Source organism: Pseudomonas rhizophila, assembly GCF_003033885.1.
GTDB lineage: Bacteria > Pseudomonadota > Gammaproteobacteria > Pseudomonadales > Pseudomonadaceae > Aquipseudomonas > Aquipseudomonas rhizophila.
Genome location: NZ_CP024081.1, coordinates 5,175,468 through 5,193,186 on the forward strand (window position 1 = coordinate 5,175,468; position 17,719 = coordinate 5,193,186).

The 17,719-nt window shown below is 58.2% G+C and carries 7 protein-coding genes, 1 rRNA gene, 1 pseudogene and 1 other annotated feature; all 9 genes and pseudogenes read right to left on the bottom strand.

Annotation, left to right across the window (positions count from 1 at the left end; genetic code table 11):
* Window positions 1-64: 64 nt before the first annotated feature.
* Window positions 65-2,161: an exodeoxyribonuclease V subunit alpha gene (recD, locus tag CRX69_RS24055; protein WP_107322986.1), complete on the bottom strand. Its 2,097-nt coding sequence runs from the start codon at window positions 2,159-2,161 to the stop codon at window positions 65-67.
* Window positions 2,158-5,847: an exodeoxyribonuclease V subunit beta gene (gene recB / locus CRX69_RS24060; protein ID WP_107322987.1), complete on the bottom strand. Its 3,690-nt coding sequence runs from the start codon at window positions 5,845-5,847 to the stop codon at window positions 2,158-2,160. Before recB ends, recD begins: the two co-directional genes overlap by 4 nt.
* A complete protein-coding gene (recC, locus tag CRX69_RS24065) occupies window positions 5,844-9,296 on the bottom strand; it encodes an exodeoxyribonuclease V subunit gamma (protein ID WP_107322988.1) in 3,453 nt (1,150 codons plus the stop codon). The genes recB and recC overlap by 4 nt, the downstream gene beginning before the upstream one ends.
* A gap of 154 nt (window positions 9,297-9,450) precedes the next feature.
* Window positions 9,451-9,566: ribosomal RNA gene (rrf, locus tag CRX69_RS24070) — 5S ribosomal RNA — on the bottom strand.
* A 163-nt stretch (window positions 9,567-9,729) separates the two neighbouring features.
* Window positions 9,730-9,832: a sequence feature (23S ribosomal RNA rRNA prediction is too short), on the bottom strand.
* A 3-nt stretch (window positions 9,833-9,835) separates the two neighbouring features.
* Window positions 9,836-10,132 (bottom strand): annotated as a pseudogene (locus CRX69_RS24075) (GTP-binding protein); the annotation flags it as partial.
* Window positions 10,133-10,162: 30 nt separating this feature from the next.
* Window positions 10,163-12,268: an elongation factor G gene (gene fusA, locus CRX69_RS24080; RefSeq protein WP_047230481.1), complete on the bottom strand. Its 2,106-nt coding sequence runs from the start codon at window positions 12,266-12,268 to the stop codon at window positions 10,163-10,165.
* Between the two features lie 30 nt (window positions 12,269-12,298).
* Window positions 12,299-12,769 carry a 30S ribosomal protein S7 gene (gene rpsG / locus CRX69_RS24085; RefSeq protein WP_003186074.1) on the bottom strand — a complete coding sequence of 157 codons (471 nt, stop codon included), beginning with the start codon at window positions 12,767-12,769 and terminating at the stop codon, window positions 12,299-12,301.
* A gap of 102 nt (window positions 12,770-12,871) precedes the next feature.
* Window positions 12,872-13,243 (bottom strand): 30S ribosomal protein S12, encoded by a 372-nt coding sequence (gene rpsL / locus CRX69_RS24090; protein WP_003186084.1) that lies wholly within the window; start codon window positions 13,241-13,243, stop codon window positions 12,872-12,874.
* A gap of 216 nt (window positions 13,244-13,459) precedes the next feature.
* The gene (gene rpoC / locus CRX69_RS24095; protein ID WP_047230482.1) at window positions 13,460-17,659 is read right to left on the bottom strand and encodes a DNA-directed RNA polymerase subunit beta'; all 4,200 of its coding nucleotides are present in this window, start codon (window positions 17,657-17,659) and stop codon (window positions 13,460-13,462) included.
* Window positions 17,660-17,719: the final 60 nt, after the last annotated feature.

The following is a 17,719-nucleotide window of genomic DNA, read 5'->3' on the forward strand; positions in this document are numbered from 1 at the left end:
GGCAGCGCCCTACGACGCTTACGACACAAGCGTGCAGAAGCACTGAATCGCGAAAGTCGATCGCTCAGACAGCTCCTTCCAGCGCCAGCATCAACCCGCTCAAGCGCTTGACCTTGCGCTGAACCGCCTCTTCAAAGACGCCCGCTCGCGGCTCAATCAGACTGAACCAGTGCTTGCCCCGAGTAATGGCGGTGTACACCAATTCTTTCGTCAGCACCGGGTTCAGCGCATCAGGAAGAATCAAAGCCGTATGGGCGAACTCCGAACCTTGGGATTTGTGCACCGTCATGGCAAAGACAGTTTCTACATCGTTCAGGCGGCTGGGCAGGACGAAACGCACACCGCGCTGGCCATCGTTACGAGGGAACGCCACCCGCAGAACCTGCTTGCCGGCGTCTGGCCCCTCACGCTCGGGCAGCTTGAGCGCGATACCGATATCGCCATTCATCAGGCCCAACCCGTAGTCGTTGCGGGTCATCAGAACCGGGCGCCCTTCGTACCATTGATGATCGCTGTCGATAAGCTGGGCCTTGAGCAGTGCGGCGGTGATGCGCTGGTTCAACCCCGCGACGCCCCACGGGCCTTTGCGTACGGCACAAAGCAGCTGGAACTCGTCGAAAGCCGACAGCACTTCCCGAGCCCAATCGGTCCAGCAGCTGTCCTCAAGCGGTCGGGAAATGGCCGGGCGGCGCTGACGCAACAGGCTCAAGTAATGCCGATAACCCTTCGGCCCTTCTGCCTTGCCGTCGAGTAACAAGCGCTCCAGCGCCCCATCGTGTTCGCCCCTCAGCGCCAGGGAAAACAGGTCGGTGAATTCGCCTTCGAGCAGCAGTTGACGGGCCTGTTCCGGTTGTTGCTGGTTGACCCGACGCGCCAGTTGACCGATCCCACTGCCCTCACCGAAGCGCCGCGAATGCCTGAGCATGACCACTTGCTGGGCCAAGGCATGAGTGCCATCGAGGTCTTGCCGCAGATCACTGGCCGCCAGGTTTTCACCGCTGACCGACTCCAGCCAGGCCAGGGTCCGGGGGCTGTACCAACCCTCCTCGGCGTCCCGACACAGGTCCCCCAGTACCGCACCGGCCTCAACAGAAGCCAGTTGGTCCTTATCACCCAGTAATACCAGTCGCGCATGAGTCGGCAGCGCATCCAGCAGATTGGCCATCATCTCCAGATCGATCATGGAGGCTTCATCGATCACCAACACATCCAGTGGCAAGCGATTGCCCCCATGATGGCGAAAATGTCGGGTGCCAGGCCGACTGCCCAACAAGCGATGGACCGTGGTGACATCGCAAGGAATGCGCTCGCGCACGGCGTCAACCACATCGAGGGTGCGAACCTGCTGGCTGATGGACTCGGTCAGACGCGCCGCCGCCTTGCCTGTGGGCGCGGCCAGGCGGATCCGCAGCGGTTTGCCTGCCTCGACAGCGGGCGCCTGAAGCAAGGCGAGCAAGCGCACAACCGTGGTGGTCTTGCCGGTACCCGGGCCGCCAGTGATGATACTGAAGGCTCCACGGGTCGCCAGCGCACAGGCCAGTTTTTGCCAATCGATCGGGCCAGCGGCGTTGGCCGGCCCGAACAACCCGTTCAAACGCTCGCGAAGATCATCAGGTGCCGCTTCATGTTCGGCAAGCCGTTGTCGCAACGCCTCATCGATCCGCCGCTCATAAGCCCAATAACGACGCAGATAAAGCCGCTTACCTGATAACACCAAAGGGCGCTGCCGCGCTTCTTCATGCTCATCGACGGCCAAGGCCACCAGAGCACTGGAAGCCAGGACCTTGCACCAGTGAGCCCCATCGAGGGCCCGTAGTATTTGCGAGGGCAACAACTCTACCCCCGTTTGCGAGTCGCCTTCAGGCGGCAGTGACAGGGCGAAATCCGGCTCCTTGAGCGTTTCGAACAGATCCAGGCAGACATGCCCGTGACCCAACTGATGGCTGGTGAGCGCCGCAGCAAGCAGCACCAACGGATCATCTTCAGGCGCGAGCTCATGGAGGAAGGCGACGAATGCCTTGTCCAGGGCGCGCAACCATCCTCGTTCGACCCAGCGGGTGAGCAACAGCAGCAAGTCATCCGCGCGGCTCAGCGGAGCCAGATCCATCAGGCTCTCGTCATCAGACGATTTGGGTAACAGATCGGCAAAAGAACGTTTCATAGCAGCTCCCCCTGTTCCCATGCCGGTTCAGCCTTTGGCTCGCAAACCCCTTGGAACATACGGTCCAGTTGCTCGATCAGCGCCCGTGGAGGCTTGGTGAAGTAAACGCCCTGACTGGCTGAGCGGGTACCGCGCAGGAACAGATACAACGCCCCACCGACATGCCGATCGTAGTCATAGCCGGGCAGGCGCGCCTTGAGCTGACGGTGCAGGGCCAACAGGTACAACACGTATTGCAGGTCGTAGCGATTGTCGAGGATTGACTGTTCCATGGCCTGCTCGGTGTAGGCCATGTCATCGACACCCAGCCAGTTGGACTTGTAATCAGCCACGTAATACCGGCCCTCGTGCTCGAACGTCAAATCGATGAAGCCCTTGAACATCCCGTTGAGCAACACCGGCTCAGCGGCCACGCGAGCGACACCGCCATGGGTGAATTGGCAAACCAGTTGGTCGAGCTTGAGCACATCGACCTTGTGGCTGGCAAACCAGAACTCCATCTCGACCTGAAACCGGGACAGGTTCTCGAGCACCACCGGCGCCTGGTCACCACCTATGTGCATAGGCAGTTTGATCAGGTGTTGCAGCCAGTCACCCAGGGTAGCGATCCAGCCTTTCCAACCTCGACGATTGCAGCGCCGGGCTATGGCATCCTCGATGGCGGTTGGCGTAGCTTCAAATCCTTCGCCAGCGGCCCACTCCAGCAGGCCATGAAGGAATGTGCCGGGACCAGGGCCGCGAGGGAAGCGGTGAATATCACCACCCACGGCAACAATTTCCCTTGGGGCATCGGGGTCAAGCCGCTCATCGTCGAACAGCTTCTGAGCCTGCGGGTTCTCCGGCGCATCATTGCTGCCCGCACTCAGGCTTTCCCCGATACGCAAGGCGCTGTAGGAGGCGATCCACCAGTTTTCGCTGGCTTTGCGTAGGGGAATCAAAGGCTCAAGCAATACCGCTTCGTTGCGAGGCGGCCGGTAATGCTCGTCGGTGGCCTGGGGCATCTCCTGATAGCTGACCACTGCGCTGCCTTGTTGCAGGTCCTCCAGCCAGCGCCTCAACTCCACCGATTCGACTAACGGCACACCACCGCCCAACAGATAGCCCAATGCGGACAAATGCAGGATCGAGCTGTTGTTATTGCCCCGCTTGAGATCAGCCACACCCAACCAGCAAGCGTGTTGTGCGCGGGTCAGGGCCACGTAGAGAAGCCGCAGATCCTCGGCCAGACGCTCGTCATCGGCCTTGGCGATCAACTCGGCGGTTGGCTTGAGGCTGATCTGTGCCTTGCAGGCTTCATCGTGGTAATGCAAAGGCAACCGACTGCCATCCACCGGTTTCGTCGAACAGATGAAGGGCAAAAACACCAGTGGATATTCAAGTCCCTTGGACTTGTGAATCGTGACCACCTTGACCAGTTGCTCATCGCTTTCCAGGCGCAGGATCTGTTCTTCGCCAGCCTGCCCGGACAGCGCCAGGTGCTCGGACAGATGCCGAATCAAAGCTTGCTCGCCATCCAGCTCACCGGCGGCCTGTTGCAACAGCTCGCAAAGATGCAGCAAATTGGTCAGTACCCGCTCGCCGTCGCTGCGCGTCATCAAGGCCTGGGGCAGCTCGAAATCATGTAGCAGGCGACGCAGCATGGGCAATACGCCCTGGGTACGCCAGACCGTACGATAGCCTCGGAACTGCATGACCCGACGCTCCCAGGCCAGCTCATCCTGATTGAGACGTTCCAGCTCCGTCAGCGCAAGATTCAGCGTGATGCTGGCCAGTGCTGCCCGCAGTGGCCGCTCGACATCCGGCTCGGCGCAGGCCCTGAGCCAGATCAGCAGGTCCCGCGCTTCCTGTGAAGCGAAGACCGAGTCTTTGTCGGACAGATAGACACTGCGCACTCCCCGCGCGGACAGCTCGTCGCGCACGGCCTGAGCTTCTTTGCCGTCACGCACCAGGATGGCGATATCCGCCGGGCGTAATCCCTGGAGCGTCTTTTCATCGACCGTAAAGCCATCGCGCCCCGATTGGCCGCCATTGAGCAACGCCGTGATCTCACTGGCACAAGCCGCCGCCATGTGCTTCCGATACACCGCCCCGGAAAGCGGCTGATCAGAAGACAGGTGCCAGATATTCATTGCGGCAACGGGTAGCCCGTTGACTTGCAAGGACTCCTTGCGCCCTTGGGACTCAACGGGCTGGAACGGCACCGGGTTCTTGCCCGACGGTTCACGAAACAGAAAAGCACCGCGCCCTTCAGGGCGAGATTCGGCATTCTGGAAAATATGGTTCACCGCACTGACCATGGCGTGGCTGGAACGGAAGTTTGTTCCCAGCGTATGCAGCCTGCCGGCGGTGGCTTCGCGGGCGCGCAGGTAGGTATAGATGTCAGCGCCGCGAAAAGCGTAAATGGCCTGCTTCGGGTCACCGATCAGGAACAGCCCGGTGTCGGGGTTGCTTTCTGCGATGTGGTAGATGCTTTCGAAGATGCGATATTGAATCGGGTCGGTGTCCTGGAACTCATCGATCAGCGCCACCGGAAACTGTTCGCGGATCAAGCTCGCCAGCCGCGCTCCACCTTCGGCTCGAAGGGCGGCGTCCAGACGCAGCAGCATATCGTCGAAGCCCATCTCCGCGCGGCGCCGTTTCTCCGCCTCGAAACGTGCCCCCACCCATTGCGCGGCATGTTGCAGCACCGCGGCATCGGGAGTGGGCAAGGCTTCCAGGCTGGCCTTGAGACCGGACATGGCGTCCAGCCCGGGATGACTGGGCACTTCGCCTTTCCAGGCCTCGGCCATGCCCTCGGGGGTCAGGCGTGTGAATCCGCTGCCGATGTCCAACAGCTCAAGGCTTTCGTCCTCCACCCAGGCATTGATTTTCTGGAACCACGGTTCGAAGTACCGGGCCTGCATCTTGCGCCCGTCGACGCTTTTGTTGGCGACACCTTGCTGGCAGATCTCCAGCAACTCCACGGCCCATTGCCGCCACGGCGCCTTGAGATCGAGCAAGGCGGCGCTGCGCTCCTGAAGCGATGCGGCGATCAGTTCGGCGGGTTCAAGCCCCTCAGCAGCATCGCGTTCGCTGGAAAACAGTCCTCTGACTCGCGGCAGCAGCGCAGCGGGCCCGCCCCAATGTGTCCGCACCCAATTCAGCGCCTCGCCTTGCATCGAGTAGCAGAACAGCCGCCAATAGTCGCGAAGCACTTCGCCAAGCAAGTCGCTGTGATCGGTTTCCAGGGTCTGGGTAAACAGGCTACCGCTGTCAAAAGCATGTTCACGCAGCATGCGCTGACACCAGCTATGGATGGTCGACACTGCTGCTTCATCCATCCATTGCGCAGCGATGTCCAACCGGTTCGCACAGCCAGGCCACTGCGTTGCATCGAACTCATCCCGCAACTCGGCGATCAGCGAATCCGGGGCGGCAATTTCATCACGAAAGAAGCGCGCCGCCTGGGCCAGACGCATGCGGATACGTTCACGCAACTCCTTGGTGGCAGCGTCCGTAAAGGTCACCACCAGGATCTGCGGAGGAAGCAGTTCGCGACCAAAGCCGGTAGCCGGGCCGCCATGCCCCAGTACCAGACGCAGGTACAACGCCGAAATGGTAAAGGTCTTGCCGGTACCGGCGCTGGCCTCGATCAATTGACTGCCACGTAGCGGGAAGGCCAGGGCGAGTGGAGGCTGGCGAGTCATGAGCCTACCTCCTCGCCGGCCAATGAACGCCATGGTGCTTCGAGCAGTGGCCGGTAAAGAGCATCGCACCAGTCGGGGAATGTCTCGTCGGCCGTCAAGGCATCGAAGTCAGCAAACTGCCGGGCCAACGCCGGACTTTCCCGCCGCTCACCCTCAGAGTTCTGCCCGTCGCCTTCGTAGGCTTTTCGAGCAGCCGCATCGGCTTTGGCTGGATCGCTCTGGCCGAGCCAGGCGAAGGCGGTCTTCACCGCGACGGGAAGCGGCTGACGCATACCCGCCTGCCAGGCTTGCAATAGATCGCCGAGCAACCGTCGTGCCACGGGCTCTTCAAAAGGAGCCAGCAGCAAGCTGTCATCACTGGCCACCAGTGCCGTCGTCATCGAAAAGCCGTTAGCGCACGCAACAAGATGATTGACCCAAGGACGAATCAGACGATGCCATTTACGGGTCTTGGGAGAGCCAATACCGTTGGGTATCGCGCTGATGGTGAGAACCGCTCCATCCGCACGCTGGTGCAGGCCACTCAGCCAACCCTCGACGCTCACGCCATGCAATTGCAAGCTGACAGGCAAGGCACTGGTCAACGGCGTGGGCCATAACGCCAGAAGCTGCTGGTAACGCTGGAGCAAATCAGGCAAGGGTTCGATCAATTCACGTTGCATGCATTCACCGAAACCGGCCATCGGTAACAGGCCGCTGTTCTGCAGTCTTTTGGCATGAGTGGCCAGTGCCAGATCCGGTTGATCGAGGCGAACCAGGGCGGCCTCCAGCAAGCTGTCGCTCAGGCTGTAGCGTTGCAGCGCATCGAGAACGAAGGGTTCGTCATCTGCCAAAGGGGCCTCGATGGCCTCGAAGAATATTTTGAGTCGTTGACTGAAGAAGTGCCGGACGGGATTGCGCAGAAAGTCCTGCAGTTGCCCAAGGCCCAAGGGCTCTTCCTGAACATAGGGTTCCAGCACCTGGCTTTGGGCGGCGTGTTCGTGGGCACCGTGGAGCATTCGCCATTCACTGGCGTAACTGAACAACGCACTGCCTTGATGAAAATAACGAGCACTGAACGGTTGCAGCGGATGTTCCTGGGTCAACGCCTCAAGAAGGTCCCCGCGGTCATCCGCCAACCGCCAACCGCTGGCGAGATGATCCCGCAGTTGGCCGACCAATACTGAAGCAGGACGGTCGCTGTTGTCGCGGATGCTGCGTCCGACCCAACTGATATAGAGCTTTTCCCGGGCTGAAAGCAGTGCCTCCAATAACAGATATCGATCATCTTCGCGTCGGGAACGATCCCCGGGGCGATAGTCGCTGCCCATGAGATCAAAATCCAGGGGCGGTTGTGCTCGCGGGTAATCACCGTCGTTCATACCCAGCAGACACACCAGTTTGAAAGGAATCGCGCGCATCGGCATCAGGGTGCAGAAGTTGACCGCTCCGGCCAGGAAACGCTGGGACAGTCGGCCCTGATCCAACCCTGCCAACCAGGCCTCACGGACAACAGTCAGGGGCAACTCATCCTGCAGGGCAACCGACTCACAGGTCTCCAGCCAGGTTTCACGCAAGTCTTCGAGTTGGGCCAGCAGATAGTCGTCATGTTCGTTGCTCGCCTGGAAAAACAGTTGCATCAGATCATGCAGGCGCGAGCCCCATTCTTGCGGTGATGCGGGCCGGGTGAGTTCCTGATGAGCGACTTGCAAAGCATCCAGCAACGCAACCAGAGGACCGATCAACGCCGCATCCAGGCCACCAATTTCATCATAGGGTTCGATGCCGTCATAAGCGCCCGCGCTGCCGACGGCATACCCCAGCAGCATGCGCCGAAGACCGAAACGCCAGCTGTTCTGCTCAAGCTCCGCGGGTAATCCCAGTCCGGCACGATGTTCGGCACTCATGCCCCAGCGGATACCGGCCCCCTCGATCCAGCGGTGCAGCGTAGGCAAGTCAGCTTCATCGATACCGAACCGCTCACGCAACGCCGGAACATCGAGCAGATCGAGGATTTCGCTGACCGGAAAGCGGCTATCCGGCAGCTTGAGCAAGTGTTCGACAGCGATCAATAACGGATCACGTCCACGCTGGCCCTGATCAGTGAGGGTGAAAGGAATGAAACGGGGATCAGTTCTTTCAAGCTGACCGAACACAGCGCGTATATGCGGTGCGTAGCTGTCGATGTCCGGGACCATGACGATGATATCCCGGGGGCGCAGGCTCGGATCCGCACTAAAGCGGGCCAGCAGCTGATCGTGGAGGATTTCAACCTCGCGCTGAGCACTGTGGGCTACATGGAAACGGATAGACCCGTCCTGCTCCGTATCCACCGCTGGCCAGTGTTCCCGGGTTTCGTTCAAGGGGCGCAGCTCGAGAATGTCATCCTGCAGTTGGCCGAGAAGGGTCGTGGGATTCCCCTCGCTGAACAGGTCGATCCGTCCATCGCGAAATACCGAGCGATAACTGTTGGGATCGTCGTAGCTGTCGAGCAGGTTGATATAGTCACGCCCCTGCTTGCCCCACGCAGCCAATAATGGATGAGCATGCTGGTGCAAGGTCTGCGGGTCGAGGACAACGGGCATTCCGGCCTTGCGGGCCTGGCGTTTGTATTGGTGGCGTAGCAGGTCCTTGTCCGCGACGATGTCCGCCCAATGGTGGCGACATGGGTTATGAACGCACAGCAGAACCTGGCTAAACCGTGACAGACCGGCAAGTGCTTCAAGGACTTGGGCCGGCAGAGAAGAAATGCCGAACACTATCACCCGCGCGGGCAGGTTCCTGGGAGCCACTTCCAAACTGTTGATACGCTCGATGTACCGTTGATGAACCCCAGCACGGCTTTGGGCCATGCCTTGCTCCCCTACATCCATCAAAAGGGCCCGCCACAGTTCGGCCTGCCAACAGTTTTCTGGCGCGAGCGGCTTGATTTCGCCCCGGACATTTCTTGTCTGGTGCCGACCTTCAGCCCAGTCCTCCAGCCAATCCGCCCGGTACACCTGATATTGGTCAAACAGATCGGCAAGACGCTCGGACAACTGATAACGCTTGCGCAAGTCGGTATCGTGGGTAAGGAAACGCCGCAGGGGCTCGAAATGGGGCTGCTCGATCAACTGTGGCAGAAGGCGCATCAGCCGCCATGTAAGTGGAGCCTTATCAAGCAACGACTTGGCCGGAATTTCGTCACGTCCCAGGACCGTTCGATAGAGTTGCCACATGAAACTGCCGGGCAACTGCACATCAATGGCGGCGGCGATACCGCAGCCACCGGTATCGTCATCTTCCGGATCCTCAGCCAATGCCAGCTTCAACCATTGGGCGATGCCATTGCTTTGAACCAGCGCGATTTCATTTTCAAGAGGCCCCAGCGGATAGCGCCGCATCAAGCTGATCACCAGGCTGCGCAACTCATCCAGGCGATTCCCGTGGACCACCATGAAAGCAGGGCTTAAGGACGTCGCGTCCGGCATAAAGGCATCCTTGAAAATGCAAAAGCTAGGGCCGAACCTTAGCACTGTCGGGGGGCTGTGACAGCCGGGAGCTGTCCGTGCTTGTCGTAAGAACTTTCCTGCGGGCAAAACAAAACCCCTACCTGCGTCAGCAGATAGGGGTTTCGGAATTTAATCTTGACGATGACCTACTCTCACATGGGGAAACCCCACACTACCATCGGCGATGCATCGTTTCACTGCTGAGTTCGGGATGGGATCAGGTGGTTCCAATGCTCTATGGTCGTCAAGAAATTCGGTAGCCAGCGCGTGCCTTGCGGTCACGTTCCGGCAAATGGGTATGCGATAGGTTTGTGTGTTGTGCGAACTTTCGGTTCATAGCGTCTTCACACACCGCAATCTGGTGCCCTGTATCGGGTCAGCAAATTGCTTGGGTGTTATATGGTCAAGCCTCACGGGCAATTAGTATGGGTTAGCTCAACGCCTCACAGCGCTTACACACCCCACCTATCAACGTCGTAGTCTTCGACGGCCCTTCAGGGGACTCAAGGTCCCAGTGAGATCTCATCAGCACCAGTGATCATGTTTTTTACGTAGTCGGCGTGACCTGGGCAGTCAACGTGTGCGTAGTGACGCACGGCCGAATCGTATTCAACGTGAGCGGTGTTGATGGTGATACCGCGAGCTTTCTCTTCCGGGGCGCTGTCGATCTTGTCGAAGTCAACCTTGGCCGAACCGAAAACTTCGGAGCAGACACGGGTCAGAGCAGCGGTCAGCGTGGTTTTACCGTGGTCGACGTGACCGATGGTGCCAACGTTGACGTGCGGTTTGTTCCGTTCAAATTTTTCTTTAGCCACGACAATTAACTCCTAGCTTAAAGGGCTGAATCAGCCTTGCTTTTTGGTAACAGTTTCGACGATATGCGACGGAGCTGTATTGTATTTTTTGAATTCCATAGAGTAGCTCGCGCGACCCTGAGACATGGAACGAACGTCGGTTGCGTAACCGAACATTTCACCCAACGGAACCTCGGCACGAATGACCTTGCCGGAAACCGTATCTTCCATACCCAGAATCATGCCACGACGACGGTTAAGGTCGCCCATGACATCACCCATGTAGTCTTCAGGCGTAACAACCTCTACCGCCATGATCGGCTCAAGCAACTCACCACCGCCCTTCTGGGCCAGTTGCTTGGTCGCCATGGAAGCAGCCACCTTGAACGCCATCTCGTTGGAGTCGACGTCGTGGTAAGAACCATCGAACACAGTCGCCTTCAGGCCGATCAGCGGATAGCCGGCAACAACGCCGTTCTTCATCTGCTCTTCGATACCCTTCTGGATCGCCGGGATGTATTCCTTAGGAACCACACCACCTACGACTTCGTTCACGAATTGCAGACCTTCCTGACCTTCGTCAGCCGGCGCAAAACGAATCCAGCAGTGACCGAACTGGCCACGACCACCGGACTGGCGAACGAACTTGCCTTCAATTTCACAGTTCTTCGTGATGCGCTCACGATAGGAAACCTGAGGCTTGCCGATGTTGGCTTCGACGTTGAACTCACGGCGCATCCGGTCAACCAGGATGTCCAGGTGCAACTCGCCCATGCCAGAGATGATCGTTTGACCGGTCTCTTCATCAGTCTTGACGCGGAAAGATGGATCTTCCTGAGCAAGCTTGCCCAGAGCGATACCCATTTTTTCCTGGTCATCCTTGGTTTTTGGCTCAACGGCAACCGAAATAACCGGCTCCGGGAAGTCCATGCGAACCAGGATGATCGGCTTGTCAGCGTTGCACAAGGTTTCACCGGTGGTGACGTCCTTCATGCCGATCAAGGCCGCGATGTCGCCAGCGCGCACTTCCTTGATCTCTTCGCGGGCGTTTGCGTGCATTTGCACCATACGACCCACACGCTCTTTCTTGCCTTTAACAGAGTTGATCACGCCGTCGCCGGAGTTCAACACGCCCGAGTAAACCCGAACGAAGGTCAAGGTGCCCACGAATGGGTCGGTAGCGATCTTGAACGCCAGGGCCGCGAAAGGCTCGTCGTCGCTTGCATGACGCTCCATTTCCTCTTCCTCGTTATCAGGGTTGGAACCCTTGATAGCAGGAATGTCGGTTGGAGCAGGCAGGAAGTCGATCACAGCATCGAGAACCAGGGGAACACCCTTGTTCTTGAAGGAAGAACCGCAAACAGCCAGAACGATCTCACCAGCGATGGTACGCTGACGCAGAGCGGCCTTGATTTCCTCGTTGGTGAGCTCTTCACCCTCAAGGTACTTGTTCATCAGTTCTTCGTTGGCTTCGGCCGCAGCCTCAACCATGTTGCCGCGCCACTTCTCGGCTTCTTCCAGCAACTCTGCCGGGATGTCCTTGCGAACAGGAACCATACCCTTGTCAGAATCGTTCCAGTAGACAGCTTGCATGTTGATCAGATCGATCTGACCCTGGAAGTTGTCTTCGGAACCGATAGCCAGCTGGATCGGCACCGGAGTGTGACCCAGACGCTGCTTGATCTGACCGATCACGCGCAGGAAGTTGGCACCAGCACGGTCCATCTTGTTTACGTAAACAAGACGTGGAACACCGTATTTGTTGGCCTGACGCCATACGGTTTCCGACTGAGGCTCAACACCCGAGGTACCGCAGAACACAACCACAGCGCCGTCGAGTACACGCAGGGAACGCTCAACTTCAATGGTGAAGTCCACGTGACCCGGGGTATCGATAACGTTGAAGCGATGCTCGTGCGGATACTGCTTCTCGGAACCCTTCCAGAAGGCGGTAATGGCAGCAGAAGTAATGGTAATACCACGCTCCTGCTCCTGCACCATCCAGTCGGTGGTCGCGGCGCCATCATGCACCTCGCCCATCTTGTGACTTTTGCCAGTGTAAAAAAGGACGCGCTCAGTGGTGGTGGTTTTACCAGCATCCACGTGGGCAACGATACCGATGTTACGGTAGCGATTAATCGGTGTAGTACGAGCCATAAAGCCCTCGCAAATTGAGTGACGCTAGAATTAGAAGCGGTAGTGCGAGAAAGCCTTGTTGGCTTCAGCCATACGGTGCACGTCTTCACGCTTCTTAACTGCAGCACCTTTACCTTCAGCAGCGTCCAACAGTTCGCCAGCCAAACGCAGAGCCATGGACTTCTCACCGCGCTTGCGGGCGAAGTCTACCAACCAGCGCATTGCCAGGGCGTTACGACGGGACGGACGAACTTCGACCGGAACCTGGTAAGTAGCACCGCCTACACGGCGCGACTTCACTTCGACCAGCGGAGCGATGGCGTCGAGAGCTTTCTCGAAGATTTCCAGGGGATCGCTGTTCTTGCGTTCCTTAACTTTGTCCAGTGCGCCATAAACAATACGCTCGGCAACGGCTTTCTTGCCGCTTTCCATTACGTGGTTCATGAACTTGGCGAGAATCTGGCTTCCGTATTTCGGATCGTCCAGAATCTCACGTTTGGCTGCTACGCGACGTCTTGGCATTGATAAGCCCTCAAACGGTCTTCAGGTTAGCCCGGGACAGCTAATGCGTGCCCGACCTTACTCTTATCGACTCAATAAAATGAAAAACTGCAAAACGGCCGATTACTTCGGACGCTTGGTACCGTACTTCGAACGACCCTGGTTACGACCTTTAACGCCGGAAGTATCCAAAGAACCGCGAACGGTGTGGTAACGAACACCTGGCAAGTCTTTTACACGACCGCCGCGGATCAGTACCACGCTGTGCTCTTGCAGGTTGTGGCCTTCACCACCGATGTACGAGGAAACCTCGAAACCGTTGGTCAGACGCACACGGCATACTTTACGCAGTGCCGAGTTAGGTTTTTTCGGCGTGGTGGTATACACACGGGTGCATACGCCACGACGTTGCGGGCAGTTCTGCAGCGCAGGCACGTCGGATTTCTCGACGATACGCTTACGCGGCTGACGTACCAGCTGGTTGATAGTTGCCATCTACTAGCTCCACTGTTGTCTTGCGACGCTATTGTCTTACAAGAAAAGCAAAATGGCAGGAACGAATTCCCGCCAAATTTAGGGGATCAAGAGTCTAAAGAGGATCTTGTTCCCAGTCAAGGCAAGGCCCCGACCTCCCCGCCCGCCGGATCTCGACATTTTGTCTCGATCCAGCAAACGGGATGACCAGGGCCAGGCACTTAATTACCGCAGAACTCAGTTACCGCTCGAGTTCAGTGCTTCGGTCAGTGCAGCTTCCACTTCACTGGCGCTTACGCGCAACGGCTTGTCTGCATCACGACGACGCTTGCGCTCGCTGTGATAGGCCAAACCGGTACCAGCCGGGATCAGACGACCCACGACCACGTTTTCTTTCAGGCCGCGCAGGTAATCGCGCTTGCCGGTTACCGCCGCTTCGGTCAGTACACGGGTGGTTTCCTGGAAGGAAGCCGCCGAGATGAACGATTCGGTGGACAACGACGCCTTGGTGATACCCAGCAGCACGCGAGTGAACTTGGAGACGAACTTGTCTTCCGTCGCCAGGCGCTCGTTTTCCACCAGTACGTGAGTCAGCTCCATCTGGTCGCCCTTGATGAAACTCGAATCGCCGGATTCAGCGATCTCAACTTTACGCAGCATCTGACGCAGGATGGTCTCGATGTGCTTGTCGTTGATCTTCACGCCTTGCAGACGGTAAACGTCCTGGATCTCGTTCACGATGTACTTGGCCAGCGCACTCACACCCAGCAGACGCAGGATGTCGTGTGGATCGCTCGGGCCGTCGGAGATAACTTCGCCGCGGTTTACCTGTTCGCCTTCGAAGACGTTCAGGTGACGCCACTTCGGAATCAGCTCTTCGTACGGATCGCTACCGTCGTTCGGCGTGATGACCAGACGGCGCTTGCCCTTGGTCTCTTTACCGAACGCGATGGTGCCGCTGACTTCAGCCAGAATAGAGGCTTCTTTCGGACGACGGGCTTCGAACAAGTCGGCAACACGCGGCAGACCACCGGTGATGTCGCGGGTTTTCGAAGTTTCCTGCGGGATACGAGCGATAACATCACCGATCGCGATCCGCGCACCGTCCGCAACACCGACCAGGGCGTTGGCTGGCAGGAAATACTGAGCGATTACGTCAGTGCCTGGCAGCAACAGATCCTTGCCGTTGTCGTCGACCATCTTCACGGCCGGACGGATGTCCTTGCCAGCAGCTGGACGATCTTTCGCGTCAAGTACTTCAATGTTGGTCATACCGGTCAATTCGTCAGTCTGACGCTTGATCGTGATGCCTTCTTCCATGCCCACGTAGGTCACGGTACCTTTCATTTCGGTCACGATCGGGTGGGTGTGCGGATCCCACTTGGCCACGATAGCGCCAGCGTCGACCTTGTCACCTTCCTTGACCGAAATCACAGCACCGTACGGCAGCTTGTAGCGCTCGCGCTCGCGACCGAAGTCGTCAGCGATCGCCAGCTCACCGGAACGGGATACAGCCACCAGGTGACCGTCCACGCGCTCTACGTGCTTGAGGTTGTGCAGACGGACAGTACCGCCATTCTTCACCTGAACGCTGTCAGCTGCGGAGGTTCGGCTGGCCGCACCACCGATGTGGAACGTACGCATCGTCAGCTGGGTACCCGGCTCACCGATGGACTGGGCAGCGATAACGCCGACCGCTTCACCGATGTTCACCTGGTGACCACGAGCCAGGTCGCGACCGTAGCACTTGGCGCAGATGCCGTAGCGGGTTTCGCAGCTGATCGGCGAACGTACGATCACTTCGTCGATGCTGTTGAGTTCGATGAACTCGACCCACTTCTCGTCAACCAGGGTGCCGGCAGGAACGATTACGTCCTCGGTACCCGGCTTGAATACGTCACGGGCGATGACACGACCCAATACGCGCTCACCCAGTGGCTCTACAACGTCACCGCCTTCAATGTGCGGAGTCATTACCAGGCCGTGTTCGGTGCCGCAATCGATCTCGGTCACGACCAGATCCTGCGCAACGTCTACCAGACGACGAGTCAGGTAACCGGAGTTCGCCGTTTTCAACGCGGTATCCGCAAGACCCTTACGAGCACCGTGAGTGGAGATGAAGTACTGGAGTACGCTCAAACCTTCACGGAAGTTCGCGGTAATCGGGGTCTCGATGATAGAACCGTCCGGCTTGGCCATCAGGCCACGCATACCGGCGAGCTGACGGATCTGCGCAGCAGAACCCCGTGCGCCCGAGTCGGCCATCATGTACATCGAGTTGAAGGACTCTTGGTCGACTTCGTTGCCATGACGGTCGATGACCTTCTCTTTCGAGAGGTTGGCCATCATCGCCTTGGATACTTCGTCGTTCGCCTTGGACCAGAGGTCGATCACCTTGTTGTACTTCTCGCCCTGGGTTACCAGGCCGGAGGCGTACTGACTTTCGATCTCTTTCACTTCCTCGGTAGCAGCACCGATGATGCGGGCTTTTTCGTCCGGGATAACGAAGTCGTTAACACCGATGGAAACGCCGGAAATGGTCGAATAGGCAAAACCGGTGTACATCAACTGGTCAGCGAAGATCACGGTCTCTTTCAGACCAACCACGCGGTAGCACTGGTTGATCAGCTTGGAGATCGCCTTTTTCTTCATCGGCAGGTTGACGACGTCGAAGGACAGACCTTTTGGCACAACCTGGAACAACAGCGCACGGCCGACGGTGGTGTCGACGATACGGGTGTTGGTCACGCTGCCGCCATCACGATCGTTCACGGTTTCGTTGATCCGCACTTTGACCTTGGCGTGCAGTGCGGCTTCGCCGGCACGGAACACACGGTCAACTTCCTGCAGATCCGCGAACACACGACCTTCGCCCTTGGCGTTGATCGCTTCACGAGTCATGTAGTACAGACCCAATACAACGTCCTGCGACGGAACGATGATTGGCTCACCGTTGGCTGGCGACAGGATGTTGTTGGTCGACATCATCAGCGCACGCGCTTCGAGCTGGGCTTCCAGCGTCAGCGGTACGTGCACGGCCATTTGGTCGCCGTCGAAGTCGGCGTTGTACGCAGCACAGACCAGAGGGTGCAGCTGGATGGCCTTACCTTCGATCAGTACCGGTTCAAACGCCTGGATACCCAGACGGTGAAGGGTCGGTGCACGGTTGAGCAGCACTGGGTGTTCGCGAATCACTTCGGCGAGAACGTCCCAAACCTCTGGCAGCTCGCGCTCGACCATCTTCTTGGCGGCTTTGATGGTGGTCGCGAGACCACGCATTTCCAGCTTGCCGAAAATGAACGGCTTGAACAGCTCCAGAGCCATTTTCTTAGGCAGACCGCACTGGTGAAGACGCAGGGTCGGGCCTACGGTAATTACCGAACGACCGGAGTAGTCAACACGCTTACCGAGCAAGTTCTGACGGAAACGACCCTGCTTACCCTTGATCATGTCAGCCAGGGATTTCAGAGGACGCTTGTTGGAACCGGTGATAGCGCGGCCACGACGACCGTTGTCGAGCAATGCGTCGACAGCTTCCTGCAACATACGCTTTTCGTTGCGCACGATGATGTCCGGAGCGGACAGATCAAGCAGGCGCTTCAAGCGGTTGTTACGGTTGATCACTCGACGATACAGATCGTTGAGGTCGGAAGTCGCGAAACGACCGCCATCGAGCGGAACCAGTGGACGCAGGTCTGGCGGCAGAACCGGCAGAACGGTCAGCACCATCCACTCTGGCAGGTTGCCGGAACCCTGGAAGGCTTCCATCAACTTCAGACGCTTGGACAGCTTCTTGATCTTGGTTTCGGAGTTGGTTTGCGGAATTTCTTCACGCAGACGGCCAATCTCGTGCTCCAGGTCGATCGCGTGCAGCAGCTCACGGACAGCTTCGGCACCCATGCGGGCATCGAAATCGTCGCCGAACTCTTCCAGCGCTTCGAAGTACTGCTCGTCGTTGAGCAGCTGACCTTTTTCAAGGGTGGTCATGCCCGGGTCGATAACGACATAGCTCTCGAAGTAGAGAACGCGCTCGATATCACGCAGGGTCATGTCCATCAGCAAGCCGATACGGGACGGCAGCGATTTCAGGAACCAGATGTGGGCAACCGGCGAGGCCAGTTCGATGTGCGCCATGCGCTCACGACGAACTTTTGCCAGCGCGACTTCAACGCCGCACTTCTCGCAGATCACACCACGGTGCTTCAAGCGCTTGTACTTACCGCACAGGCACTCGTAATCCTTTACCGGGCCAAAGATCTTGGCGCAGAACAGGCCGTCACGCTCGGGTTTGAACGTACGGTAGTTGATGGTTTCCGGCTTTTTAACTTCACCGAACGACCACGAACGGATCATCTCAGGCGAGGCCAATCCGATACGGATGGCGTCGAACTCTTCGACTTGACCCTGGTTTTTCAGCAAATTCAGTAGGTCTTTCAAGGCCTTTCCTCCTGGCGGAGCAGAGAGCGGGCAAAACAGCCCCGCTCTCGATTCGCGTCA